Here is a 23,753-nt window from a genome sequence, read left to right on the forward strand (position 1 = left end):
CCGCCGCGTGTCCGGCTATCCGCGGTGGCTCAGGTATTCCATCACTTGCGCCCGGCTGCCCTGATAGAGAATCGGGCCGTCCCGGCGTTGTAGCATGTAATCGTACATGGGGTCGTAGTAGCCGCTCAGCAGTTCGCGGATCCACACCCGGTGGCGCTCCACGTCGCCGCCGTGGCGCTGCTGGTCCAGCGCCGCTTCCAGTTCGCCGCGCAAATACTGATGGCGGGCGCCGCCCAGCCGTTTGCGGATGCGGTCGAGGGCGGCGAGCAGCGCCTCGGCCAGCCGCTCGAACGCCTGCGCTTCGCCGTAGTGGCGGCTGTATTCGTCCAGCGGTCCGGTGACGTAGTCCTCCAGAGTCACCTGTACGCGGGCTTCCAGCGGTTCGTCGATGACCACGCGCGGCGACTGGCGGATGCGCGCCTGCAGATCGTCCGGCACATAGCAGCGGCCGATCAGCTTGCCTTCGTCTTCCACCACCACCGGCGCCGGGCCGCGGTGCTGATGCTTGAGCAGGGCGATGGCCAGGCGGTTCTCGAAATCGATCTGGCTGGGTTGGCCCGCCGGCCGGCGGCCGAACGCCGAGCCGCGATGGTGGGCCATCCCTTCCAGATCGATGGCGTCGGTCAGCCGTTCGATCAGACGCGTCTTGCCGCAGCCGGTGCGGCCGCTGAGCACCACCACGGGCAGGTGGCGCAGGTTGTGCTTGAGCCGGTCGAGCAGGAAGCGGCGCATCGCCTTGTAGCCGCCCACCACCAGCGGCACGTGCACGCCGGCCAGGTCCAGCCAGGCCTGGGTGGTGCGGCTGCGCAGGCCGCCACGGAAACAGTATAGATAGCCGTCAGGGTGGGCGCGGTGCCACGCCCGCCAGGCGTCCAGGCGGGCGCTCTTCTTGCGGCCGCTGACCAGTTCGTTGCCGAGATCGATGGCCGCCTGCTGGCCCTGCTGCTTGTAGCGGATACCCACCCGGTGCCGCTCGTCATCGTCGAGCAGCGGCAGGTTGCTGGCGGTGGGGAAGGCGCCCTTGGCGAATTCCACCGGCGCGCGCACGTCCAGTAAGGGAATGTCGCCGAGAAAGAGCCCGGCGTAGTCTCGAGTGTCGTTCATGGCGGAGGATTCTAGCAGCCTGGCAGCTGCCTGGCTGCAAGCGTTCAGCTGCAGGCAGGCCATGCTGGCATAAAGGCCGTGCCATGAGCAGCGACACAGGATTCAGGATGCAGGATACAGGGGGCCTTGGAGTCAGCGGACAGGCTTGCGTATTAACATGGCGCCGTTGACCAGAACGCAAAGGCGCGAAGCAAAAAGTCTGTCCATTCCTTCTGCCCTGCCTCCGCGCTGAATCCTGTATCCTGAATCCTGTATCCTGTATCGGCCGGCGAACGCCGGCCCCGGCCTGCCTGCAGCTTGAAGCTTTAAGCTTGCAGCGGACCGCCGCGCAGGCGGCGGTCAAACCGGGCGCAGCTGGCCGGTGAGGTGCGGTTTGACGCCGTCCTTGGCGACCACGCGGAAATCGAGGCCGCCGTCCTTTTCTTCGCGGGCGAACTTCACCGTGGCAGGGATGAACATCGGCACCTTGAACTGCACCGCCACGGTGAAGGCTTCCTCGGGCAGCTCGTGTTGCAGCTGCCCCAGGGCGCGGGCCTTGGACCACATGCCGTGGGCGATCTGGCGCTTGAAGCCGAACAGTTTGGCGGTCAGCGGGTAGAGGTGGATCGGGTTGCGGTCGCCGGACACGGCGCCGTAACGGCGGCCGGTGTTGCCGGGGACCTTCCATTCAATGGCGTCGGTGACCGGTTCCGGGGTGCCGCGCGAGCCCTTGTCGGCTTTCACGCCGCTGCCGCCGCCGCGGAAGAAGTTCACCGATTCGCTGGCCCAGACCCGTTCGCCGCCGGTGCTGACCACCGTGAAGATGGAAAACTCGTAGCCTTTTTCCACCTGGGTCAGGTTGCCCAGGTAGCATTTGATGTTGAGCTGCTCGCGCTCGGCGATGGGGCGGTACTGGGTGATGCTGTTGCGCACGTGCACCAGGCCCATGGCCGGGAACGGGAAGCCGTCTTCCATCATCAGCGCCATGTGCAGCGGAAAGGCGTGGATGTGCGGGTAGGTGACCGGCAGGCGGCCGTCGTCGCTGAACCCGCAGACCTTGCGGTAGGCGGCCAGGTGCCCGGCGTCCAGGCCCACATCGTTGAGGCGCAGGCCGACATTGGGCAGTTGCGGGTTTTTGCCGGGCTTCACCCGGGCACGCATCACCGCCTTGGCGAAATTGACCGGCATCGCCGGGGCGTGGCGCAGCTCGCGGAAGTTCACGTCACTCATAACAGCGTCCTTGATCTCTCCAATACGGCCGACGCCGCGTGACAACAGCGGCGTCGGCAAATTGGGGACAGTATAGGCAGTGTGAAGAGCGGCCTGGATTGGCCGTATCGCCTGGGGGAGCCCCCGAGCAGGCCTATCAATCCCGGCGGATCAGGTGCGCGGCGGGGTGTCGGAGCGCCACTGGGCCACCCCGAAGTAAATCAGGCGCACCTGTTTCTCCGCCATGATCAGCATCTCGTGCTGGCCGGCGTCGTCGTCTTCGTCCAGCTCCAGCATTTCCTGGGTCAGGGCGACCACGCTGTTGACCACCAGGGACGCCATCATCTGCAGGTCCTCGGCGTTGACCCGCACCAGGAACGGAAAGCGCGCCATATCCATCGCCAGCTCACTGACGAACAAGCGGATTTCACGGCGGATGGCCTGGCGCATGGTGGCCGAGCCGCCGTACAGCTCCTTTGAAACGAACAGGAAATGGGTGCGGTTATTGCGCACGTAGGTGAAGAAGGTCTCCATCGACCCGCGGATCATGCGTTCGTTGGGCAGTTCCTGCTGGCGCACTTCACGCATCATCTGGCGCAGGGTGCGAAAGGACTCGTCCAGCAGGGTCAGGCCCAGGGCGCTCATGTCCGAGAAATGGCGATAAAAGGCGGTGGGCACCACCCCGGCGCGTTTGGTCACTTCACGCAGGCTCAAGGAAGAGAACGGGGCTTTCTTGGCCACCAGATCCAGGGCCGCATCCATGAGCGCCTGGCGAGTTCGCCCCCTCTTGGGCCGCCGTCCCCGAGTCGGAGTCTCTCTGCTCATGGTTTTTGCTCCCGAGTCATCGTTTTTATTCTCCGCATTTTCGCCATGTTATTGAAAATCCCCGGCCGGATACAGACAACTGGTTGATTTTACTGTGTAAAAAAGTATAAGTGTACATGTGTTGACATTGGTGTCCCGCTTCGGTACAAAGAGCACAACCGTACACAAACGGGAGTTGGCATGAACGTCATCACCGCTTCAAATTCACAATCCGGTACTCCGGGCCTGATCCGTCGTCTCGGCAAGGCGCTCAGCACGCCGTTCGACCCGGAGGACTATCTGGCCCTGTTCGATCCGCTGCAGTCCGCCCGCGAAATACGCGCCCGGGTGATCGGCGTGCAGCGCGAGAGTGACCAGGCGGTGACCCTGACCCTGCAACCCAACCGCCTTTGGAAAGGCCACCGCGCCGGTCAGCATGTTCTGCTGGGCGTGGAGATCGAAGGCGTGCGGCATCAACGCTGCTTCTCCCTGTCCTCGGCCCCCGGCGGCGCGCCCACCATCAGCGTGAAGCGCCAGGGCCGGGGCGGCGTCAGCGACCATCTGGTCAACCGTTGCCGGGAGGGCGACCTGCTCACCCTGGCCGAACCGGCCGGCGAATTCGTGCTGCCGGACCCGGTGCCGGAGCGCCTTCTGATGGTCACCGCAGGCTCCGGGATTACACCTGTTCACAGTATCGTGAAGTCCCTGCTCGCGTCCAACTTCGACGGCAAAGTGACCTGGGTGCACTTCGAACGCCGCTACCGGGACCTGATGCTGAGCGACTCCCTGGCGCAATTGCGCCGCGATCCGCGCCTCGACCTGCGCCTCGTCCTCAGCGGCGACAGCCCGCGCGACGGCGATCAGGCCGGCCGTCTGGATGAACACTGGCTCACGGATAACATCGCCGATGCCGCCGCGCGCACCGTTTTCACCTGCGGGCCGGCCGGCTTTCTCGACACGGTGATGGATTGGCACGGCGAACACGGCCGCGCGCCGCTGTTCCATGAGCGTTTCAAAGCGGCGCCGGTGGTGGCCGGTGAAGGCGGCCGGCTGTACTTCTCGCGCACCGGCGGCCAGGCCGAGGCCGCCGCCGGGGTGTCGCTGCTGGAAGCGGCGGAGCAGGCCGGCCTCAAGCCCAAGCACGGTTGCCGCATGGGCATCTGCCACACTTGCAAGTGCAAGGTGAGCAAGGGCCGGGTGCGCGACCTGCAGAGCGGCAAAAGCCGCGAGTTGAACGGCCAGGAAGTTCGTATTTGTGTCCACGCCGCCGAGGGCGACGTGGAACTGGATCTCTAAGGAGGCACGCTATGAATGCCAAAGTAGATCATTTCGACCCCATCGTATTCGAACGCCCGGGCGTGACGCTGACGCGCTCCCAGGTGGACGCCTTCGGCCGCGAAATCGACGCCCTGCGTGAAGAGATCATGGCGGATCTGGGCGAGCAGGACGCGCGCTACATCCGCCGTCTGGTGCGCACCCAGAAAGGCATGGAACTGGCCGGCCGCGGCCTGCTGTTCCTGGGCGTGCTGCCGCCGGCCTGGCTGGCCGGCACCGCGCTGCTGTCGGTGTCCAAGATTCTGGAAAACATGGAAATCGGCCACAACGTGATGCACGCCCAGTGGGATTGGCTGGGTGACCCGGCGCTGGATTCCTCCACCTACGACTGGGACAACACCTGCCCGGCGGAGCAGTGGAAGCATTCGCACAACTACATGCACCACACCTTCACCAACGTGGTCGGCAAGGACCGGGATGTGGGCTACGGCATCATGCGCATGTCCGAAGAGCAGCGCTGGAACCCGGCCTACCTGTTCCAGCCCGCCTATAACTGGGTGCTGGCCTCGTTGTTCCAGTGGGGCGTGGCGTTTCACGACCTGGAAGTGGAGCGCGTGCTCAAGGGCGAGAAAAGCTTCGCCGAATACCGCGCGCAGCGCCGCAAGATCATGAAGAAGGTGCGCAAGCAGGTGGGTAAGGACTATCTGCTGTTCCCGCTGCTGGCCGGCCCGTTCGCCCCCTGGGTGCTGGCGGGCAACGCCACCGCCAACCTGACCCGCAACCTGTGGTCGTACCTGATCATTTTCTGCGGCCATTTCACCGAGCACGCGGAAATGTTCAGCGAGGCGGAAATCGAGAACGAGACCCGCGGCCAGTGGTACCTGCGCCAACTGCTGGGCTCCTCCAACCTGGAAGGCGGCCCGCTGTTCCACATCATGTCCGGCAACCTCAGCCACCAGATCGAGCACCACCTGTTCCCGGACATGCCGTCCAACCGCTACAAGCAGGTGGCGCCCAAGGTGCGCGAGATTGCCGAGCGCTACGGTCTGCACTACAACAGCGGCCGTCTGAGCCGCCAGTTCGGCACCGTGCTCAAGCGGATTAACCGCCTGGCGCTGCCGTCCCGGCGCAAGCCGAAAAACGCCACGGTGTGAAGCGGTTCCGGGTCCCCGGACGGTGTGCTAGTCTCACCACTTGGTATTTACCGTTTGGGGAAGTCGCAACAGGATGGCAGAACTGACCGATTCCGGCGTGCTTCTGCGCATGGCCTACCGGGCCATGCTCAACGCCGGCATTGATGCCGACGCGGTACTGGCCGAGCTGGGCCTGGACCCGTCCATATTGAACGTGCCGGATCTGCGCACGCCCCACGATGGCCAGGAATGGTTCTGGGAGGCGTTGGCGAAGGTCTCCAACGACGAGCATGTGGGCCTGCATCTGGGCAAGCACATGCCCGTCTACAAGGGCCAGGTGCTGGAGTATCTGTTTCTCTCCAGCCCCACCTTCGGCGAGGGCCTGCACCGTGCGCTCAGCTATCAGCGGCTGCTCTCCGACGCGGCCCGGGCTGAACTGTTCGAAGAGGGCGAGCGGGTCTTCCTGCGTCAGCCGTTCTGGGGCCGCCGCCTGGCGCACCTCAACGAATGCGTGATGATGGGGCTGATCAAGTTCTTCCGCTTCGTCACCGACGACGCCTTCGAGCCCCTGGAAGTCCACTTCGGCCACGAACACCACGCCGACAAGGCCGAATACGAGCGCGCCTTCGGCTGCCCGGTGAAATTCGGCATGCCGTCCGTGGGCGTCTATTTCGACTCCCGCCTGATGGCGCTGCCCTCCGCCCACCACGAGCCGGAGTTGCTGCGTCTGCACGAGCAGCTCGCCAGCGAGCAGGTGGCGCGCCTGGAGAAGCAGGACCTGGTGGCCCAGGTCAACCGGCTGATCGCCGAGCTGCTGGAATCCGGCCACGCCAACCTGGAAGAAGTGGCCGAGCGCCTGGGCATCAAAGCCCGCCAGCTGCGCACCCGGCTCGCCGACGCCGGCACCAACTTCAACCAGCTGGTGGCCGACTACCGCTGCAAGCTGGCCAAGCGCCTGCTCGCCGGCACCGACGAATCCATCGACGAAATCGTCTACCTCACCGGCTTCTCCGAACCCTCCACCTTCTACCGCGCCTTCAAGCGCTGGGTGGGCATGACCCCCATCGAGTACCGCAAACTCAAAGCCGAAGAAGACGCCGCCGAAGCCGCCGCCAAACTCTGACTCCTGCTGGAGCGGGCTGTGGGAGCGGGCCCGGCCCGCGAAAGGCAAGCGGAGCTTGCCGGCAGGACTCCAGAGACCTGGTTCTTCAGGTGTCCGGAGCTCCGTATCGGAGACGCGGTGCAATGGTGGTGCCTTCAGGGACCGCTCAAGCCATCCATGCCCGCTGTTAGTTTGGCCGTCCCTGGCCAAACAGCTCCCTCCAGGCACCACCATTGCCCCGATCCCGGTGCGGCCTCTCTGGAGAGAAAAGTTTCTGACATCCTGCCGGGAGCTTCGCTCCCTTTCGCGGGCGGGGCCCGCTCCCACAAGGCCCGATATCACCAAACCAGCTTCGTAGACAGGTGAGGCGCCAGCGATAACCCGGAGCACCGGAATTTCTCACTGGAGCGGGTCTGTGTGCGGCCCTTCCGGGACCCTGGAGAACAGGACGTTCGACAGGGAGCCCCCAGGGACGGGTTCACGGCGTTCCCGGAAGGGCCGCACACAGACCCGCGTCCCTGCTGGAGGGAACACGCCACGTTGGAGGGCCCTCCTCCGGGAAGGTAGCAACCCGTTATCGGCGGCTGTCGTTGGGCTCGTCGGCTTCGCCCTCGATGGTGACGCCGGGGCGCTCGCCGGGGCCGGGCCGGTGGGCGGGGTCATTGGCGGAGCCGGGCCCGGACTGGCCGGGCCGCGATCCGCCGGGATAGACGGTGCGGCTCTGGTAGAAGAAGGCGCCGCCGCCCGGGCCGCCCCGGGTGGCGAAGGTCTGCAGCGTGCCCTTGCGGATCAGATAATCGGCCATGGCGCGCCGTGAAAACGGCAGCAGCAGGGCGAAGCCCAGGGCGTCGGTGATAAACCCGGGGGTGATCAGGAAGGCGCCGCCGAGCAGCAGCATCATGCCTTCGGCCAGCTCCCGGCCGGGCATTTCACCCTGGTTCATGCGCTGGTTAAGCCGTTGCCAGGTCTGCAGGCCCTGACTGCGGAACAGGGCGGTGCCCAGCAGGGCGGTGACCACCACCATCAGAATGGTGATCGGCCAGCCGATAAAGTCCGCCACGGCGGCCAGTACCATGACCTCCACCAGGGCGAGCACGAAAATGGTCAGGAAAACGCGACCGAAACCCATCGAAACCTCGGAAATTCATTGCGGCGAGTGAGTGCCGTTCAAGGTTAGATGGCGGTGGGGAAGGGGAGTTTCAAGTCGAAAGGGAGGTGGGAGCGGGCGGGGCCGCTCCCACAAGCTTTCTACGCCAGGCCGATCAGGCGCCCAGCATCATCTGGCCGCAGACGCGCACCACGTTGCCGGTGAGGCCCTGGGAGGCGGGGCTGGCGAAGAACGAGATGGTTTCCGCCACGTCCACCGGCTGGCCGCCCTGGCTCATGGCGTTCATGCGCCGGCCGGCTTCGCGGATGGTGAAGGGGATGGCGGCGGTCATCTGCGTTTCGATGAAGCCCGGCGCCACCGCGTTCACGGTGATGCCCTTGTCCGCGTACTCCTCGGAGTAGGTGTCGATCATGCCGATCACCGCGGCCTTGGAGGTGCCGTAGTTGGTCTGGCCCAGGTTGCCGGCGATGCCGGCGATGGAGCTGATCGACACGATGCGACCGCCTTCGCCCATGGCGCCGTCGGCCACCAGTTGCTCGTTGATGCGCAGCTGGCTGGCGATGTTGATGTTCATCACCATGTCCCAGTGACCCTCGGGCATGTTGCCGAGCATCTTGTCGCGGGTGACGCCGGCGTTGTGCACCAGGATATCCAGGCCGCCCATTTTCTTGGCGGCGTCGGCGATCACGCGCGGCGCGTCGTCGGCGGTGATGTCCAGTTCCAGGCTCTGGCCGCCGATCTCCTCGGCCACCTTGTTCAGGTCCTCGGCCATCGGCGGAATGTCCAGCACCGTGACTTCGGCGCCGTCGCGGGCCAGCACCCGGGCGATGGACGCGCCGATGCCGCGCGAGCCGCCGGTGACCAGGGCTTTTTTGCCGGCCAGCGGCTTGTCCCAGTCAAAGCTTTGCGCGTCGAAGCCGGCGGGGCCCACGCGCACCACCTGCGCCGACACATAGGCGGATTTCGGCGACAGGAAGAAGTGCAGCGGCGAGGCCAGCTGACTTTCCGCGCCGGCTTCGCAGTACACCAGCTGTACCGTGGCGCCGCGTTTGATTTCCTTGCCCACCGAGCGGGTGAAGCCTTCCAGGCCGCGCTGGGCGACGCGGGCGGCGCCGCTCAGGGTTTCCGGGGTGCGCCCGATGACGATCACACGGCCGCATTTATCCAGTTTTTTGATCACCGGCTGGAAGAATTCCCACAGCGTTTTGAGGTCATCCGGGCTTTCGATGCCGGTGGCGTCGAACACCAGCGCTTTGAATTTGCTGTCGTCTTCGCGGGTGGCGGTGTAGTTGTCGGTGTTGAGGCCGGCCGCCGCCGCCTGCTTCTGCAGGTCGTTGGCGTTGCGGGTGTTGGCCAACACCGCCGGTTTGGCCTCCGGGGCGCCCTTGAGCGTGGCGAACACCGTGTCCACGGCGCTGGATCCGGGCGCGGCACCCACCAGCACGCCACCGCTGATAAAGGATTTCTGGCCGGGCTGCCAGCGTTCGAGAATCACCGGGATGGGCAGGTTAATGGCGCTGAAAACGGCCTTGCCCATGGGGGAGTTGGCAATTGCCTGATAGGTATCGCTCATGGTCGTGTCCTTTGCCGAGCATTCGTAGGGGGCGTATTGAAGCACCCGTGTGTGAAGGGTGTATTGACCGGCACGGGAAGGCCGGGAGGCGCCGAAGCCAATGAGGCCCGCCCGTTGGGCGATAGACTGCGCTCATCTGTTAACCTGGGCATTCGGGCCGGCCACTCCGGCCTCCCCGACGCCACTGTGGAGGAATTACTATGCTGGCAGGCGACAACGTACGCAAGGTGGCCATTGTGGGCGGCAACCGCATTCCCTTTGCCCGCTCCAATACCGCTTATTTCGAGGTCGACAACCAGGAAATGCTGACCGCCGCGCTCAACGGCCTGGTGGATCGTTTCAAACTCCACGGCGAGCGCATGGGTGAAGTGGCCGCCGGCGCGGTGATGAAGCACGCCAAGGACTTCAACCTGGTGCGCGAGTGCGTGCTGGGCTCCAAGCTGGCGCCGGAAACCCCCGCCTACGACCTGCAGCAGGCCTGCGGCACCGGCCTGGAAGCGGCCATCCTGGTGGCCAACAAGATCGCCCTCGGCCAGGTGGACTGCGCCGTGGCCGGCGGTGTGGACACCACCTCGGACGCGCCCCTGGGCGTCAACGAGCAGGCCCGCAAGATCTTCATGGAGATCAACCGCGCCAAGAGCAACGGTGACAAGCTCAAGCAGGCGGTCAAGCTGCTCAACCCCAAGCTGATGATTCCGGACATCCCCAAGAACGGCGAGCCGCGCACCGGCCTGTCCATGGGCGAGCACCAGGCGATCACCGCCGCCGAATGGGGCATCCCCCGCGAAGCGCAGGACGAACTGGCCTGGCGCTCACACCAGAACCTGGCGAAATCCTATGAAGAGGGCTGGCAGGGCGACCTGATGACGCCGTTCCACGGCCTCGAGCGCGACAACAACATGCGCGGCGACTCCACCATCGAGAAGCTGAGCACCCTGAAGCCGGTGTTCGGCGGTTCCGAAGGCACCATGACCGCCGCCAACTCCACGCCGCTCACCGACGGCGCCTCCACCGTGCTGCTGGCCTCCGAGGACTGGGCCCAGGAACGCGGGCTGCCGGTACAGGCCTACCTGACCCACTGCGAAGTGGCGGCGGTGGACTTCATCGGCAAGAAAGAGGGCCTGCTGATGGCGCCGGCCTACGCCGTGCCGCGCATGCTCGACCGCGCCGGCCTCACCCTGCAGGACTTCGATTTCTACGAAATCCACGAAGCCTTCGCCTCCCAGGTGCTCACTACTTTGAAAGCCTGGAACGACGAAACCTTCTGCAAGGAGCGTCTGGGCCGCGACAAGCCGCTGGGCGAAATCGACATGACCAAGCTCAACGTCAAGGGCTCGTCCCTGGCGGCCGGCCACCCGTTCGCCGCCACCGGCGCGCGCATCCTGGCCAACGCCGCCAAGCTGCTCAACGAGAAGGGCTCAGGCCGCTGCCTGATCTCCATCTGCGCCGCCGGCGGCCAGGGCGTCGTCGCCATCGTCGAGAAGTAACCGACTGCCGTTGTAGGAATGGGCCTGTGCGAGCGGGCCCTGTGGGAGCGGGCCCAGCCCGCGAAAGGCAAGCAGCGCTTGCCGGCAGGATGCCAGAGAGGTCTCTAACGGTAGCTCCGACAGCCTCTCTGGAATCCCGCCGGGCGACGTAGTCGCCCTTTCGCTTGCAGGCAAGCTCCTACAAATTCAAGCTTTCCGCATCAAGCCTTCCTGACACACCGAAGCCACCAGTTCCCCGGCCCGATTGAACACCTGCCCCCGATTGAAGCCCCGCGCCCCGGTGGCGATCGGGCTCTCCATGTCGTAGAACAGCCAGTCGTCCAGCCGCACCGGCCGATGGAACCACAGCGTATGGTCCAGGCTCGCCACCTGCATATCCCGGTCCAGGAAGGTGATGCCGTGGGGCAGCAGGGCGGTGCCCATCAGGCTGTGGTCGGACACATAGGCGAGCAGCGCCTGGTGGATCAGCGGGTCGTCGCCGGCCTCGCCGGCGGCGCGCAGCCACACCTGGCGGATCGGCTCCGCCTTCTCCGGGCGCAGCGGGTGGCGCCGGGTCACTGGGCGGATTTCCACCGGCTTGCGGCGCAGCAGGGCGGCGCGGAAATTCTCGGAAATGTCCTCGTCCTTCAGAAACTCGGCGGTAACGGTCTGCTCGTCCGCCAGCCCGTCCGGGTCCGGCGCGCCGTGCTCGGCGGTCTGATGGGCCGGGCCGTCCTCGGCATTGTGAAAGGAGGCGGCGAAATCGAAGATCGGGCGGCCGCGCTGCTCCGCCACCACCCGGCGGGTGCTGAAGGTGCCGCCGTCACGGATGCGCTCCACCCGGTACAGCACCGGTTCCCGGGCATCGCCGGGACGCAGGAAGTACGCCTGCAGGGAGTGCGCGGTGCGCGCGGGCACGGTGCGTGCCGCCGCCACCAGCGCCTGGGCGATCACCTGGCCACCGAAAATTCGGGGTCCGACAATGTTGCGGCTCTCGCCCTGGAACAGGTCGTCATCCAGGGGGGTGAGGTCGAGCAGGGCGAGGAGGTCGGAAAGATCGGTGTCCATGGAGCGTCCTTTTGTTTCAACCGCGCGGGTTTACCCACGTGTTTTTCGAATAATGGAAGTCAATTTTAAAAAGCATAAGTTGGCCCTAGACGCGCCGTTTTGCAAGCACGCCTGCGGCCCCGGGTCTCCGCCCGGGTCCTTGCGCGCGCTTTAAGGTTGCGTTAAGGCGGGCTTCAGGGAGAATTAAGCTGGCCGGCGTAGAGTCACTCCCGTACCCAACGCAATGAGGACAAAGGAGAGACTCATGAACGCCATCAAAAAGACTTTGCTCGCCACCCTGATCGGCTTCGCCGGCACCACCACCCTGGTGCACGCGGACGACGTGGGCCCGGACCGGGCGATGAAACTGGTGCAGGACGGTAAGATCCTGTCGTTCGAAAAGCTCAACGAAGCGGCCCTGGCCAAGCATCCCGAGGCCACCGTGGAAGACACCGAGCTGGAAGACGAATACGGCCGCCTGATCTATCAGGTCGATCTGCGCGACGCCCAGGGCCAGGAATGGGATCTGGAGCTGGACGCCACCAGTGGTGAAATCCTGCGCGAGGAGCGTGACGACTAATGCGTGTGTTACTCGGAGGGGCGGCCCTGGTCGCCCTTTCCTTGGCTTGGGCGACCTCCGCCCTGGCGCTGGATGTGGATCAGGACGAGGCCCTGCGGCTGCGGCAAAGCGGGGAGGTGTTGCCGTTCCAGGCGATCCTCCGCCAGGCGGATGAGCGCTACCCCGGCGCCCGTCTGCTGGAGGCGGAGTTGGACGACGACGATGGTGAATTTATCTATGAAATCGAGCTGCTGACCGGCGACGGCGTGGTCCGCGAGCTGGAAATCGACGCCCGCACCGGGCGTGTTCTCGAAGACGAAGTGGACGACTGATGCGCCTGCTGCTGGTGGAAGACACCGTCGCCCTGGCCGACCAGCTGCTGCCGCTGCTGCGCGATCACGGCTACGCGGTGGACTGGCTGGCGGACGGCCGCGACGCCCTGGTGCGTGCCCACGACGATGATTTCGACCTGGTGATTCTGGACCTGGGGCTGCCCGGCCTGGACGGCCTGGAAGTGCTGCGGCGCTGGCGGGAACAGGGTCTGAGCATGCCGGTGCTGATTCTCACCGCCCGCGACAGCTGGGCGGAGCGCGTCGACGGCCTGCGCGCCGGCGCCGACGACTACCTCACCAAACCCTTCCACCCGGAGGAGCTGCTGCTGCGGGTGCAGGCGGTGCTGCGGCGCAGCCACGGCAGCGCCAACCAGAGCCGCCTGCGCGCCTGCGGCGTGGAGCTGGACGAAGAGCGCCAGAGCGCCTGGCTGGACCAGCAGGAGGTTGAACTGACCGGCGCGGAATTCCGCATGCTGCGTTACTTCATGCTCAACCCGGGCCGGCTGTTGTCGAAGATCGCGCTCAGCGAGCACCTCTACGACGGCGAAAGCGAGCGCGACTCCAACGTGGTGGAGGTGCACATCAACCGGTTGCGCCGCAAGCTCGGTGGCCAGGTGATCCAGACCCGGCGCGGCCAGGGCTATTTGTTCACGGGGCGCGATTGAATGCGCGCCATCGGCGTCCGGCTGGGGGTCAGCCTGTTCGTCAGCCTGCTGCTGGCCGGCGTGCTGGTGGGGCAGGGCGCGCTCTGGTGGCTGGAGCGCGAACAGCGTGAGATCAGCGCCGGCCAGCTGCGCGACGAGGCCGCCAGCGTGCTGGCCGCCATGGTGCCCGGCCCGGACGGGCTGGTGCTGGAACAGGAAATGCTCGACCCGGCCTACCGGCGCCCGCTGTCCGGCCGCTATTTCGTGGTGCTGATCGACGGCCAGCGCTGGCGCTCCCGGTCGCTGTGGGACGCCCGTTTGCCGCTGCCGGAAAACCCGGGCATGGACACCGAGCTGCTGCCCGGCCCGCACGGCCAGAGCCTGCTGCGCTACCGCACCCGTTTCCGGCGCGACGGCCAGGACCTCACCGTGGTGGTGGCCCAGGACTACGCCCCGCAACAGGCCAGTTTCCGCGATACCCGCACCGCCGCCCTGCTGGCCTGGGTGCTGGTGCTGGCGGCCCTGGCCCTGGTCCAGCAATGGCTGATCCGCCGCGGCCTCAAGCCGCTCAACGCGGCGCGCCGGCAGATCGAACAGCTGCGCGGCGGCCAGCGCGCCGAGCTGGACCAGGACGTGGCCCGGGAACTGCGCCCGCTGGTCACCGAGATCAACCGCCTGCAGCGGCACATGGAGCAGCAGCTGGACCGCTCCCGGCACGCCCTGGGCGACCTGGGGCACGCGCTCAAAACGCCGCTGGCGGTGCTGCGCAACCGCTGCGACACGGAACTGCGCCAGCGCGCCCCGGAACTGCATGCCCTGCTGCTGGCGCAACTGGACCAGATCGAAGCCAATGTGCGCCGCGCCCTGGGCCGCGCCCGCGTCGCCGCCGGCGCCACCGCCGCCACCCGCTTCGAACCGGGCCAGGATCTGGAAGCCCTGGCCGACACCCTGCGCCGCGCCCACCGCAAGCCGCTCAACCTGGTGGTGCACGGCACCGGGCTGCCGCCGCTGGCGGTGGAGCGCGGCGACATGCTGGAACTGCTCGGCAATCTGCTCGACAACGCCTGCAAATGGGCCGCCGGCGAGGTACGGTTGACACTGGCGCGGGACGGCGGCCTGTTGACGGTCACCGTGGACGACGACGGGCCCGGCATCCCGCCATCACGCCGCGAGCAGGTGCTGCAGCGCGGCCGCCGCCTGGATGAGCGGGTCGCCGGCGACGGCCTGGGTCTGGCCATCGTCAGTGACACGGTGGCCGCCTACGGCGGACAGCTGACCCTCACCGACAGCCCGCTGGGCGGTCTGCGGGTGCGGCTTGCGCTGCCGCTGCCGGACTGAATCGCGGAACTTTCCCGTTGTGCGGGTCTCCACCCCTGAACGGCTGTATCAACAGGAGAAGGGAATCATGCGCGTATTCACATCCTTGCTGGCGCTGTGCGCGCTGGCGCTCGGCAACCCGGCCATGGCGGCGGAAAAGCCCGCCTTCGACGCCCGCCTCAGCGGCTACGACTACCCCCATCCGGTGCACACCCTGAAGCTGGACAGCCAGCGGCAGACGCTGGAAATGGCCTATATGGACGTGCGCCCGGAGCAGCCCAACGGCGACACCGTGCTGCTGCTGCACGGCAAGAATTTCTCCGGCGCCTATTGGCAAACCACCATCGAGCGGCTGACCGAGGAAGGCTACCGCGTGGTGGTGCCGGACCAGATCGGCTTCGGCAAATCCAGCAAGCCGGAACACTTCCAGTATTCCTTCCAGACCCTGGCCGATCACACCCGCACCTTGCTGGACACACTGGAGGTGGACAGCGCCACCGTGGTGGGCCATTCCATGGGCGGCATGCTCGCCACCCGCTTCACGCTGATGTTTCCCGAGCGCAGCGACGCCCTGGTGCTGGTCAATCCCATCGGCCTGGAAGACTGGCGCCAGGACGTGCCCTGGCAGTCCGTGGACGCCTGGTACCAGGGCGAGCTGAAAAAGAAACCCGAAGACATCAAGGCCTACATGACCAAGGCGTACTTCGACGGTCAGTGGAAGGAAGAGTACGCGCCGTTGCTGACCATCCAGCAGGGCTGGCTGCGCGGCCCGGACTACCCGCGCATCGCCTGGAACTCGGCCTTGCACTACGACATGATCTTCAACCAGCCGGTGGTGCACGAATTCCCGGACGTGGAAGTGCCCGCCCTGCTGATCATCGGCACCCGCGACCGCACCGCCTTGGGCCGCAACCGCGCGCCGGAAGAAAAGCAGAAAGAACTGGGGCGCTATGACCGTCTCGGCGCCGAAGCCGCCGAAGCCATCCCCGACGCCAAGCTGGTGGAACTGGAAGGCATCGGCCACGTCCCCCAGTACGAGGCCTACGACGACTATATCGAAGTCCTCACCGAGTTCCTGGCGGCGCAACGCTAAAGGCTTGCGAGGCCGGCTTTGTGCGAGCTTGCCTTGTGCGAGCGGGCCATGCCCGCGAAAGGGAGCGAAGCTCCCGGCAGGATGCCAGAGACACCTCTAACGACAGCACCAACACACTCTCTGGAATCCTGCCGGCCGGCAAAGCCGGCCTTTCGCTTGCAGGCAAGCTCCCACAAGCCGAGCTACTGAGCAGGCCGCACAGCGGCCAGCATCAGCGCCACTGCCTGGTCGCTGACCGCCTCCATGTCCTGCCGGTCCACATAAATGCCGTCCAGCAACAGCCGGCACAGGCCGTGCAGCGTGGCCCAGCTGGCCTGGGCCACGCGCAGGGCGTCGGTGCCGCCGGGCAGGTGGGCGCCGATGCCGTCCGCCTGCAGCTTATCCACGTAACGCCGGAAGCAGCCGTGCGCCACCCGCGTCAGCGACTCGGTGGGGCGCCCGGTCTTCCACAGGGTACGGCCGAACATCAGCTCGTACTGCTCCGGGTCGTCGCAGGCGAAACGCAGATAGCCGCGCACGAAACGGCGCAGCCCGGGCTCCGGGTCGTCCGCCCGGAAGTCGGCCTCTTCCATCAAGCGGTCCAGCCGGCGGAAGCCGTCCTCGGCGAGGGCGCAGAGCAGCGCGTTCTTATCGGTGAAGTGGTGGTAGGGCGCGGTGCGCGACACCCCGGCGCGTTCCGCCAGGCGCCGCAGCGACAGCCCTTCCACGCCCTGTTCGCGCAGCAGTACGGCGGCCTCGCGAAGCAGCGCGGCGTGCAGGTCTCCGTGATGGTAGCGGCCCGGTTGCGTCATGGTGGTTGCCTGTCTTTCGAAGTCACGGATGTTATCTTGACAGTGTCAACATAGCACTCTATCTTGACGGCGTCCAGATTGCAGCCAGGCGGCCGCCGCGTACAACGTCGCGCGGCCCGCCCAGCCCACACAGGAGAACACCATGGCGGCCAACGGTTATTCCCACCTGCTTTCCCCCCTGGATCTGGGGCACACCCGGCTCAAGAACCGGGTGATCATGGGGTCCATGCACACCGGCCTGGAAGACCGTTTCTGGCACTACCCGAAGCTGGCCGCCTATTTCGCCGAGCGGGCGCGGGGCGGGGTGGCCCTGTCCGTGACCGGTGGTATCAACCCCAACCGCCACGGCTGGTTCTACCCGCTGTCCGGCACCTTCAACAGCAAGCTGGATATCCGCAACCACCGCAAGATCACCGAGGCGGTGCACCGCGAAGGCGGCAAGATCGCGCTGCAGGTGCTGCACGCCGGCCGCTACAGCTACCACCCGTTCTCCCGCTCCGCCTCGGCGATCAAAAGCCCGATCAACCCGTTCAAGCCCAAGGCCATGAGCACCCGCGAAGTGCGCTCCACGGTGCAGGACTTCGCGCGCACCGCCGAGCTGGCCAAGGAAGCCGGCTACGACGGCGTGGAAATCATGGGCTCCGAGGGCTATCTGATTAATCAGTTCACCGCGCCGCGCACCAACAAGCGCAGCGACGAGTACGGCGGCAGCGCCGAAAACCGCCGCCGCTTCCCGGTGGAGATCGTCGAGGAAACCCGCCGCCGCTGCGGCGAGGACTTCATCATCATGTACCGCCTCTCGGTGATTGATCTGGTGCCCGACGGCAGCACCCGCGAGGAAGTGCTGGATCTGGCCCGCGCCATCGAAAAAGCCGGCGCCAGCCTGATCAACAGCGGCATCGGCTGGCACGAAGCGCGGGTGCCCACCATCGTCACCTCGGTGCCCCGGGCGGCGTTCGCGGAAGTCACCCGCCAGGTGAAAAACGTGGTGTCGATCCCGGTGGTGGCCTCCAACCGGATCAACGATCCGGACACCGCCGAGCGCATCATCGCCAGCGGCCAGGCGGACGCGGTGTCCATGGCCCGGCCGCTGCTGGCGGACTCGGAGTTCGTCAACAAGGCCGCCGAAGGCCGCGCCGACGAGATCAACACCTGCATCGCCTGCAACCAGGCCTGCCTGGATCATACCTTCGAGCTCAAGCGCGCCTCCTGCCTGGTGAACCCGCGCGCCTGCCATGAAACCGAGCTGGTCTATCTGCGCACCGCCACGCCCAAGAAAGTGGCGGTGGTGGGCGCCGGCCCCGCCGGGCTGGCCTGCGCCACGGTGGCGGCGGAGCGCGGCCACGACGTGACCCTGTTCGACCAGGCCGGCGAGATCGGCGGTCAGTTCAACATGGCCAAGGTGATCCCCGGCAAGGAAGAGTTCCACGAGACCCTGCGCTACTTTCAAAAGCGCATCGAACGCACCGGCGTCAAGGTGGTGCTGAACCGGCGCGTGGAGAGCGACGAACTGGAGCGCGAAGGTTTCCAGGAGATCGTCATCGCCACCGGGGTGTCCCCGCGCCGGCCGGGCATCGACGGCATCGACCACGCCAAGGTGGTGTCCTACGTGGACGTGCTGCGTGGCAAGGTGCAGGTGGGCGAACGCGTGGCGATCATCGGCGCCGGCGGCATCGGCTTCGACGTGGCGGAATTCCTGGCCGAAGCGCCCCGCGACGGCGCCCAGCCGCTGCCCGAATGGCTGGCGGAGTGGGGCGTGGATTTCAACGCGGACACCCGTGGCGGCCTGGTGGACAAGCACCCGGAAACCCCGGCGCGGAAAATCTACCTGCTGCAGCGCAAGGAAAGCACGCCGGGCAAGGGGCTGGGCAAAACCAGCGGCTGGGTGCACCGCGCCACGCTCAAACACCGCAATGTGGAAATGCTGGCCGGCTGCAGCTACGACCGCATCGACGACCACGGCCTGCATATCACCCAGAATGACAAGCAAGGCTTGCTCCACAAACAAGGCTTGCTGGAAGTGGACCAGGTGGTGATCTGCGCCGGGCAGGAGTCCCTGCGCGAGCTGTACCAGGAAGGCGCCGCCAACCACCATCTGATCGGCGGCGCCGACCTGGCCGCCGAGCTGGACGCCAAGCGCGCCATCAAGCAAGGGTCGGAGCTTGCCGCGCGGCTGTAGCCGCGCGCTCGTAGGAGCGGGCCTTGCCCGCGAAAGGCCGGCAAAGCCGGCCGGCAGGATTCCAGAGAGGGTGTTGGTGCTGTCGTTAGAAATCTCTCTGGCATCCTGCCGGTAGCTTCGCTCCCTTTCGCGGGCGAGGCCCGCTCCTACAAGGTGGTTTTTATTTTAGCTCTTTGGAAGTCAGGCCGAGGACGCGGCGGGCGATGATCAGCTTCTGGATCTGCTGGGTGCCTTCGAAGATGTCGAGGATCTTGGAGTCCCGCGCCCATTTCTCCAGCAGCTCGTCCTCGGTGTAGCCGATGGAGCCGGCCAGTTCCACGCATTTGAGGGTGACGTAGTTGCCCACGCGGCCGGCCTTGGCCTTGGAGATCGACGCTTCCACCGAGTTGGACTGCTTGTTGTCGGCCATCCAGGCCGCTTTCATGGCCAGCCAGTAGGCCGCTTCCCATTCCGCTTCCATGCGGTACAGCTCCGCCTCGGCGGCGCTGGCGTTGTCCACCGGCTTGCCGTAGTCGTACTCGATCGCTTCGCTGAGCAGTTCCCGGGTCCGTTCCAGCGACGCCTTGGCCACTCCCAGGGCGAAGCAGGCCACCAGCGGGCGGGTGTTGTCGAAGGTTTCCATCACGCCGCCGAAGCCCTTGGTGTCCACCTCGGGGTTGCCGAGCAGGTTCTCTTTGGGCACCCGGCAATCGTTGAAGGTGATGGCGGCGGTGTCGGAGGCGCGAATGCCGAGCTTCTTCTCCAGACGCGCCAGCTCCATGCCGGGCGTGCCCCATTCCACCACGAACGACTTGATCGCCGCGCGGCCCAGCTTCGGGTCCAGGCTGGCCCACACCACCACGCAGTCGGCGCGCTCGCCGGAGGTGACGTAGATCTTCTCGCCGTTGAGCACATAGTGGTCGCCGTCTTCCTTGGCGGTGGTGCGGATCGCCGCCGAGTCGGAGCCGGCGCCGGGCTCGGTGATCGCCATGGCCGCCCATTTGCCCTTGAAGCGCTCCAGCTGCTCGTCGGTGGCGACCGCGGCGATGGCCGCGTTACCCAGGCCCTGGCGCGGCATGGCGAGCAGAAAGCCGGTGTCGCCGTAGCAGAATTCCAGGGCGCCCAGGCAGGTCATCATGTTGGCGCCGTTCTTCACGCCGCCGTCTTCCTGCACCTTGCCCTTGCCGGTCTGGCTGGCGCCGGCGGAGTTGGCCGGGTCGCCTTCGTTGAAGCCGTCCAGCACCGAGGCGACCATGTCGAGCTCCTTGGGGCGCTGGTGTTCGGCACGGTCGTATTTGCGGGAGATGGGCCGGAAGGTGTTCAGGGCCACCTGCCGGGCATTGTTGATCACCGGTTTGAATTTCTTCGGAATCTCGATGTTCATGCTGTCTCTTCCGTTATGGGTGCGGGCGGCGTTACAGGTGCAGGCCGCCGAAGACCACGCCGATCGCGCGCAGATCGCGATACCAGCGTTCCACCGGGTATTCGTGGGTAAAACCGTGGCCGCCCAGCAGCTGGACGCCGTCGGTGCCGATCTGCATCGCCTTGTCCTTGACCAGGGTGCGGGCCAGGTGCGTCTCGCGCTGGAACGGCTTGCCTTGCTCGGCCCGGCACACGGCGCGGTAGGTGAGCATGCGCATGGCGTCCAGCTCGATGGCGATATCGGCGACCATGAACGCCACCGCCTGGCGGTGGCTGATCGGCTCGCCGAACGCTTTGCGTTCGTTGCAGTAGGGCACCACGTAGTCGAGCACCGCCTGGGCGGTTCCGATGGCCAGCGCGCACCAGGCCAGGGTGCCCAGATCGATGAACTCACGGTAGTTGAAATCGTCGTCGCCGAGGCGGTTGGCGTCGGGCACGCGCACCTTGTCCAGCAGCAGCGGCCGCTGACCGCTGGCGCGGATGCCCATGGCCGGGTCGTCGCCGGCGCTGAGGCCCTCGCTGCCGCCCTCGACGATGAACACCGCCGGACCGTCGCCGGTTTCGGCGGCGACCAGGAACAGCTCCGCTTCGGCGGCCAGCGGCACCAGGGATTTCTCGCCGCTGAGCAGCCAGTCGTCGCCGTCGCGGGTGGCGGTGGTGCGCAGCGTCATGGGATCGAACAGCGGACGCGGCTCGCACACCGCGATGGTGGCCAGGGGCGCGTCCTCACCGGCGAAGGTGGACAGATATTTATCCTGCTGCACGGCGGAGCCCCAGCGGGTCAGGGCGTTGGCCACGCCCATCGGCGCCAGCACCGCCACCGCCTGGCCCATGTCGCCGCGCGCCAGCTCCTCGGCCACCAGCATGCTGGTCACCGTGGAGCGTTCGGCGGCGGCGCCGCCCAGGGCTTCGGGTACGGCGAAGAAATTCAGGCCCAGTTCCCGGGCCTGGCTTTGCACGTCGTCGCTGGTGCGTTGCTCGGCGTCCGACTGTTCCGCGTTTTCGCGCAGCACCTCGGCGGCGAAGGCCCGCACGCTGTCGCGGATCATCTGCTGCTCGTCGGTGATGCCCAGGTCGAACAGGCCGGTGGTGTGCCCCGGCGCGTCGAGACGCTGCGGCTTGTCGGACGGATTGTTGGATTTAAACGCGCGGGCGCTGGTGGTGATCACCTGGAAGCCGCCCTTGGTGAGGCGGTAGGCAAGCCGCTCCGCGGTGTGGCGCATACCCAGGCGGTCGAGCATCGATGAGCCGGCCAGCCGGTTCAGCGCGCTCAGGGCAAAGCCGATTGCGTCTTTCGCCATGATCCCTTCCCGTTATTCAGTGGTAACGAATGAAGGTTGATTATCAGGCAGATCGGCTGAGTCTCATTGACTCCCTTGCCTTTCGCGCACGGCGACGCGGCCACCGGCTGTTTCTACGGCCAACTTTCAACGCCAACAAAAAAGGGCCGGCGGATGCCGGCCCTTTTTGGGTTGAAGAGAACGCTGGACGACTTAGTCGTTGTCGTACTGCGCTTCTTCGGTGGTGGCTTTCATGATCGCTTCCACGCGGCGGTTCTGAGCGCGGCCGTCGCGAGTGCTGTTGTCAGCAATCGGCTTGGCTTCGCCGTAACCTTCGGTGGTGATCCGGCTCTCATCGATGCCGAACTCTTCGACCATGACACGCTTCACCGCATCCGCACGCTTCTCGGAAAGCTGCTGATTGTAAGAAGCAGCGCCGGTGCTGTCGGTATGACCTTCGAGGATCAGGTCAGCGGACGGATACTGGTACATCTGATCGCTCAGACCTTCCAGTTCCGGGTAGGAGGTTTCGCGCACTTCCGCTTTGTCGAGACCAAACTCAACGTACAGGGTTTCGCGCACGTCCTTGGTCAGGTACTCCTGACAGCCTTTATCGTCAACCTTGGCGCGTGCCGGCGTATCCGGGCACTCGTCCTTGCTGTTTACGACGCCGTCGCCGTCGTCATCCAGCTCACAGCCCTGAGCGTCAACACTGGCGCCCGCGGGAGTGCCGGGGCAGCGGTCGTTGGAATCCGGTACACCGTCGTTGTCGCTGTCGGTGGCGGTTTCGGTAACCGGCTCGGGTTTCGGCTCTTCGTCATACTGTGCGCCGACCAGAACGTTCAGGGCGGCGTAGACCTGGCCGTCCCAGCGCTCGGAGCGGAAGCTGTATGTGGGGCGTGCGCCGACGTCGATCAGGAAGTTGTCGGCGAGTGCGGTTTGTACACCGAACTCGATGCCGCCGGTGGTTTCCTTGAAGTCATCGTCGCTTTCGGTGTTGAACTCGGTGCGGGTTTCACCGGCGCCGAGACCGACATAGCTTTCGATCGGGCCGTCGCCGTTGAAGTGACGGCGCAGGCTGGCGAAATTGTTCCGCAGGTACACTTCGCCGTCGCTGGTGGACATGTTGTTGCGATCGTACCAGGCCTGTACGGACCAGTTTTCGCTGAAGCGATAACCGATCTGGGCGCCGGGCATGGTCACGGTATCGTTTTCGTAGACGTTGTCGGCGAAGTAGCCGTCGCCTTCGTAGTGATCACCGATATCCAGCCAGCTCTGGCCGATGTGACCACCCAGGTAGAAATACCGATCCGGAATGGTGTCCTCGGCAACGGCCGTAGTAGCAACGGCTAACGATGCGCAAGCAATACTGGATGCGAGAAAGCGTTTGGCGTCCATAGCTCCTTCCTTGTTTTTTAGTAGGCAGAAATTCAGCATCCGCAGTTTTGCTCCCTGAGACTTAACTGTAAATGCCAGTAAGGAGTTTAATAAACAAATTTACAAAGGGGCGGCAAGAAAGGTGTGAAAAAGAATAATTTTTGTAAAAAATAGGTTTTTATTGTGAGTGGGGTGTGATGATTAAGTGTTAAGCGGGGCGGTCGGAGTGGCGATGCTCGTTACGGCTTTGATACAACGCGTAATCGGCCTCATTGAGAAGGGCGTTGAGCCGGCGGCCGCTGTTCTCGGTGCTGGCCGCGCCAATACGGATCTCAAAGCCCGCCAGGCCTTCGTCGGTCTGCACCTGGATGCTGGCGGTGAGCGAACGCAACCCTTCCGCCATGTGCAAGGCGTCGTTGAAATCGGTGTGCGGCAAAACCAGCAGAAACTGCGCACCGTCGATGCGGCCGAACAGATCGCTTTCGCGGATTTTATCGCGAATGCGTTCAGAAAAAATCCGTAATAACCGGTCGCCGGTGTGACGTCCGTACCGATCGGCGATATCCACGAAGTCGACGATGTCCACCAATAAAATCGATACCGGATGATCGTGGCGCTGGCTGAGCGACAATTCCCGCTCAAGCATGCTCATAAGATGGGGACGGTTGAACAAACCGGTGAGATGGTCTTCGCGGGCCTGCTGACGCAGCTTCCGGTTGTCGCGGGTCACCGCCGCCAGTTTCGCCAGCAGCGGATAGCACAAAGGCGGAACCAGCAGCAGGGGGATCAACAGCGCCAGCGACAGCGCCGCCAGCCAGTCGCGTTGGCCGGTGAGCAGCACGCCCACGGTGGTAATCAACAGGGAGGCCACCAGACTGATCACGGTGAACACGGCGGTCAGGCGCAAGGCGAAAAAGCGGTCGGAATTGAGAACCGGTGTGTAGTGGCTGAAGCGACCTTCCGGTGCACTGGCCATTAAC

General features: G+C 65.5%; 21 protein-coding genes. 10 read left to right on the forward strand and 11 right to left on the reverse strand.

Annotation, left to right across the window (positions count from 1 at the left end):
* Positions 1–15 precede the first annotated feature (15 nt).
* The 3 genes from mnmH to ISO4_RS07935 all read right to left on the reverse strand — a co-directional run bounded on the left by mnmH (position 16) and on the right by ISO4_RS07935 (position 3,054).
* A complete protein-coding gene (gene mnmH, locus ISO4_RS07925; protein WP_194855812.1) occupies positions 16–1,104 on the reverse strand; it encodes a tRNA 2-selenouridine(34) synthase MnmH in 1,089 nt (362 codons plus the stop codon).
* Positions 1,105–1,443: 339 nt separating this feature from the next.
* Positions 1,444–2,313 (reverse strand): MaoC family dehydratase, encoded by an 870-nt coding sequence (locus ISO4_RS07930; RefSeq protein ID WP_194855813.1) that lies wholly within the window; start codon positions 2,311–2,313, stop codon positions 1,444–1,446.
* A gap of 150 nt (positions 2,314–2,463) precedes the next feature.
* Positions 2,464–3,054: a TetR family transcriptional regulator gene (locus tag ISO4_RS07935; protein ID WP_267254088.1), complete on the reverse strand. Its 591-nt coding sequence runs from the start codon at positions 3,052–3,054 to the stop codon at positions 2,464–2,466.
* A gap of 243 nt (positions 3,055–3,297) precedes the next feature.
* Between ISO4_RS07935 and ISO4_RS07940 the strand changes: the two genes are divergently transcribed.
* The 3 genes from ISO4_RS07940 to ISO4_RS07950 all read left to right on the forward strand — a co-directional run bounded on the left by ISO4_RS07940 (position 3,298) and on the right by ISO4_RS07950 (position 6,627).
* A complete protein-coding gene (locus ISO4_RS07940; protein ID WP_194855815.1) occupies positions 3,298–4,392 on the forward strand; it encodes a ferredoxin reductase in 1,095 nt (364 codons plus the stop codon).
* Positions 4,393–4,403: 11 nt separating this feature from the next.
* Positions 4,404–5,525, forward strand: coding sequence for a fatty acid desaturase family protein (locus ISO4_RS07945; protein ID WP_142949518.1), 1,122 nt, complete (start codon positions 4,404–4,406; stop codon positions 5,523–5,525).
* Positions 5,526–5,598: 73 nt separating this feature from the next.
* Positions 5,599–6,627, forward strand: a complete 1,029-nt coding sequence (locus ISO4_RS07950) for an AraC family transcriptional regulator (protein WP_142949517.1) — start codon at positions 5,599–5,601, stop codon at positions 6,625–6,627.
* A 553-nt stretch (positions 6,628–7,180) separates the two neighbouring features.
* Here the strand turns inward: ISO4_RS07950 and ISO4_RS07955 are convergent.
* Both ISO4_RS07955 and ISO4_RS07960 read right to left on the reverse strand, forming a co-directional pair.
* Positions 7,181–7,735: an FxsA family protein gene (locus ISO4_RS07955; protein WP_194855816.1), complete on the reverse strand. Its 555-nt coding sequence runs from the start codon at positions 7,733–7,735 to the stop codon at positions 7,181–7,183.
* Between the two features lie 133 nt (positions 7,736–7,868).
* Entirely contained in the window at positions 7,869–9,287 is a 1,419-nt protein-coding gene (locus tag ISO4_RS07960) for a 3-oxoacyl-ACP reductase (RefSeq protein WP_194855817.1), read from the reverse strand.
* Positions 9,288–9,487: 200 nt separating this feature from the next.
* On the opposite strand from ISO4_RS07960, the gene ISO4_RS07965 reads away from it, so the two are divergent.
* Positions 9,488–10,774: an acetyl-CoA C-acetyltransferase gene (locus ISO4_RS07965; RefSeq protein WP_194855818.1), complete on the forward strand. Its 1,287-nt coding sequence runs from the start codon at positions 9,488–9,490 to the stop codon at positions 10,772–10,774.
* A 186-nt stretch (positions 10,775–10,960) separates the two neighbouring features.
* Here ISO4_RS07965 and ISO4_RS07970 read toward each other — a convergent pair whose 3' ends face one another.
* Positions 10,961–11,821 (reverse strand): acyl-CoA thioesterase, encoded by an 861-nt coding sequence (locus ISO4_RS07970; protein WP_194855819.1) that lies wholly within the window; start codon positions 11,819–11,821, stop codon positions 10,961–10,963.
* 244 nt (positions 11,822–12,065) lie between these two features.
* On the opposite strand from ISO4_RS07970, the gene ISO4_RS07975 reads away from it, so the two are divergent.
* The 5 genes from ISO4_RS07975 (at position 12,066) to ISO4_RS07995 (ending at position 15,745) form a co-directional block, all read left to right on the forward strand.
* Positions 12,066–12,380, forward strand: coding sequence for a PepSY domain-containing protein (locus tag ISO4_RS07975; RefSeq protein ID WP_067606399.1), 315 nt, complete (start codon positions 12,066–12,068; stop codon positions 12,378–12,380).
* Complete coding sequence (locus ISO4_RS07980) at positions 12,380–12,691, forward strand: PepSY domain-containing protein (RefSeq protein ID WP_142949512.1); 312 nt, start codon at positions 12,380–12,382, stop codon at positions 12,689–12,691. Before ISO4_RS07975 ends, ISO4_RS07980 begins: the two co-directional genes overlap by 1 nt.
* Positions 12,691–13,356, forward strand: a complete 666-nt coding sequence (locus tag ISO4_RS07985) for a response regulator transcription factor (protein WP_194855820.1) — start codon at positions 12,691–12,693, stop codon at positions 13,354–13,356. The genes ISO4_RS07980 and ISO4_RS07985 overlap by 1 nt, the downstream gene beginning before the upstream one ends.
* Positions 13,357–14,673 carry a sensor histidine kinase gene (locus ISO4_RS07990; RefSeq protein WP_194855821.1) on the forward strand — a complete coding sequence of 439 codons (1,317 nt, stop codon included), beginning with the start codon at positions 13,357–13,359 and terminating at the stop codon, positions 14,671–14,673.
* A 67-nt stretch (positions 14,674–14,740) separates the two neighbouring features.
* A complete protein-coding gene (locus tag ISO4_RS07995) occupies positions 14,741–15,745 on the forward strand; it encodes an alpha/beta fold hydrolase (RefSeq protein WP_194855822.1) in 1,005 nt (334 codons plus the stop codon).
* 182 nt (positions 15,746–15,927) lie between these two features.
* Here ISO4_RS07995 and ISO4_RS08000 read toward each other — a convergent pair whose 3' ends face one another.
* The gene (locus ISO4_RS08000; protein WP_142949508.1) at positions 15,928–16,536 is read right to left on the reverse strand and encodes a TetR/AcrR family transcriptional regulator; all 609 of its coding nucleotides are present in this window, start codon (positions 16,534–16,536) and stop codon (positions 15,928–15,930) included.
* Positions 16,537–16,678: 142 nt separating this feature from the next.
* On the opposite strand from ISO4_RS08000, the gene ISO4_RS08005 reads away from it, so the two are divergent.
* On the forward strand, positions 16,679–18,715 hold the full coding sequence (locus tag ISO4_RS08005) for an NADPH-dependent 2,4-dienoyl-CoA reductase (protein ID WP_194855823.1): 2,037 nt from the start codon (positions 16,679–16,681) through the stop codon (positions 18,713–18,715).
* A gap of 160 nt (positions 18,716–18,875) precedes the next feature.
* Here the strand turns inward: ISO4_RS08005 and ISO4_RS08010 are convergent, their stop codons facing one another.
* The 4 genes from ISO4_RS08010 to ISO4_RS08025 form a co-directional block, all read right to left on the reverse strand.
* Positions 18,876–20,078 carry an acyl-CoA dehydrogenase family protein gene (locus ISO4_RS08010; protein ID WP_142949506.1) on the reverse strand — a complete coding sequence of 401 codons (1,203 nt, stop codon included), beginning with the start codon at positions 20,076–20,078 and terminating at the stop codon, positions 18,876–18,878.
* Positions 20,079–20,109: 31 nt separating this feature from the next.
* Positions 20,110–21,417: an acyl-CoA dehydrogenase family protein gene (locus tag ISO4_RS08015; RefSeq protein WP_194855824.1), complete on the reverse strand. Its 1,308-nt coding sequence runs from the start codon at positions 21,415–21,417 to the stop codon at positions 20,110–20,112.
* 192 nt (positions 21,418–21,609) lie between these two features.
* On the reverse strand, positions 21,610–22,794 hold the full coding sequence (locus ISO4_RS08020; protein ID WP_194855825.1) for an OmpA family protein: 1,185 nt from the start codon (positions 22,792–22,794) through the stop codon (positions 21,610–21,612).
* A gap of 187 nt (positions 22,795–22,981) precedes the next feature.
* Positions 22,982–23,749 carry a GGDEF domain-containing protein gene (locus ISO4_RS08025; protein WP_194855826.1) on the reverse strand — a complete coding sequence of 256 codons (768 nt, stop codon included), beginning with the start codon at positions 23,747–23,749 and terminating at the stop codon, positions 22,982–22,984.
* Positions 23,750–23,753 lie beyond the last annotated feature (4 nt).

Source organism: Alloalcanivorax venustensis ISO4 (assembly GCF_015356855.1).
In the GTDB taxonomy this organism is placed as follows: Bacteria; Pseudomonadota; Gammaproteobacteria; order Pseudomonadales; family Alcanivoracaceae; genus Alloalcanivorax; species Alloalcanivorax venustensis.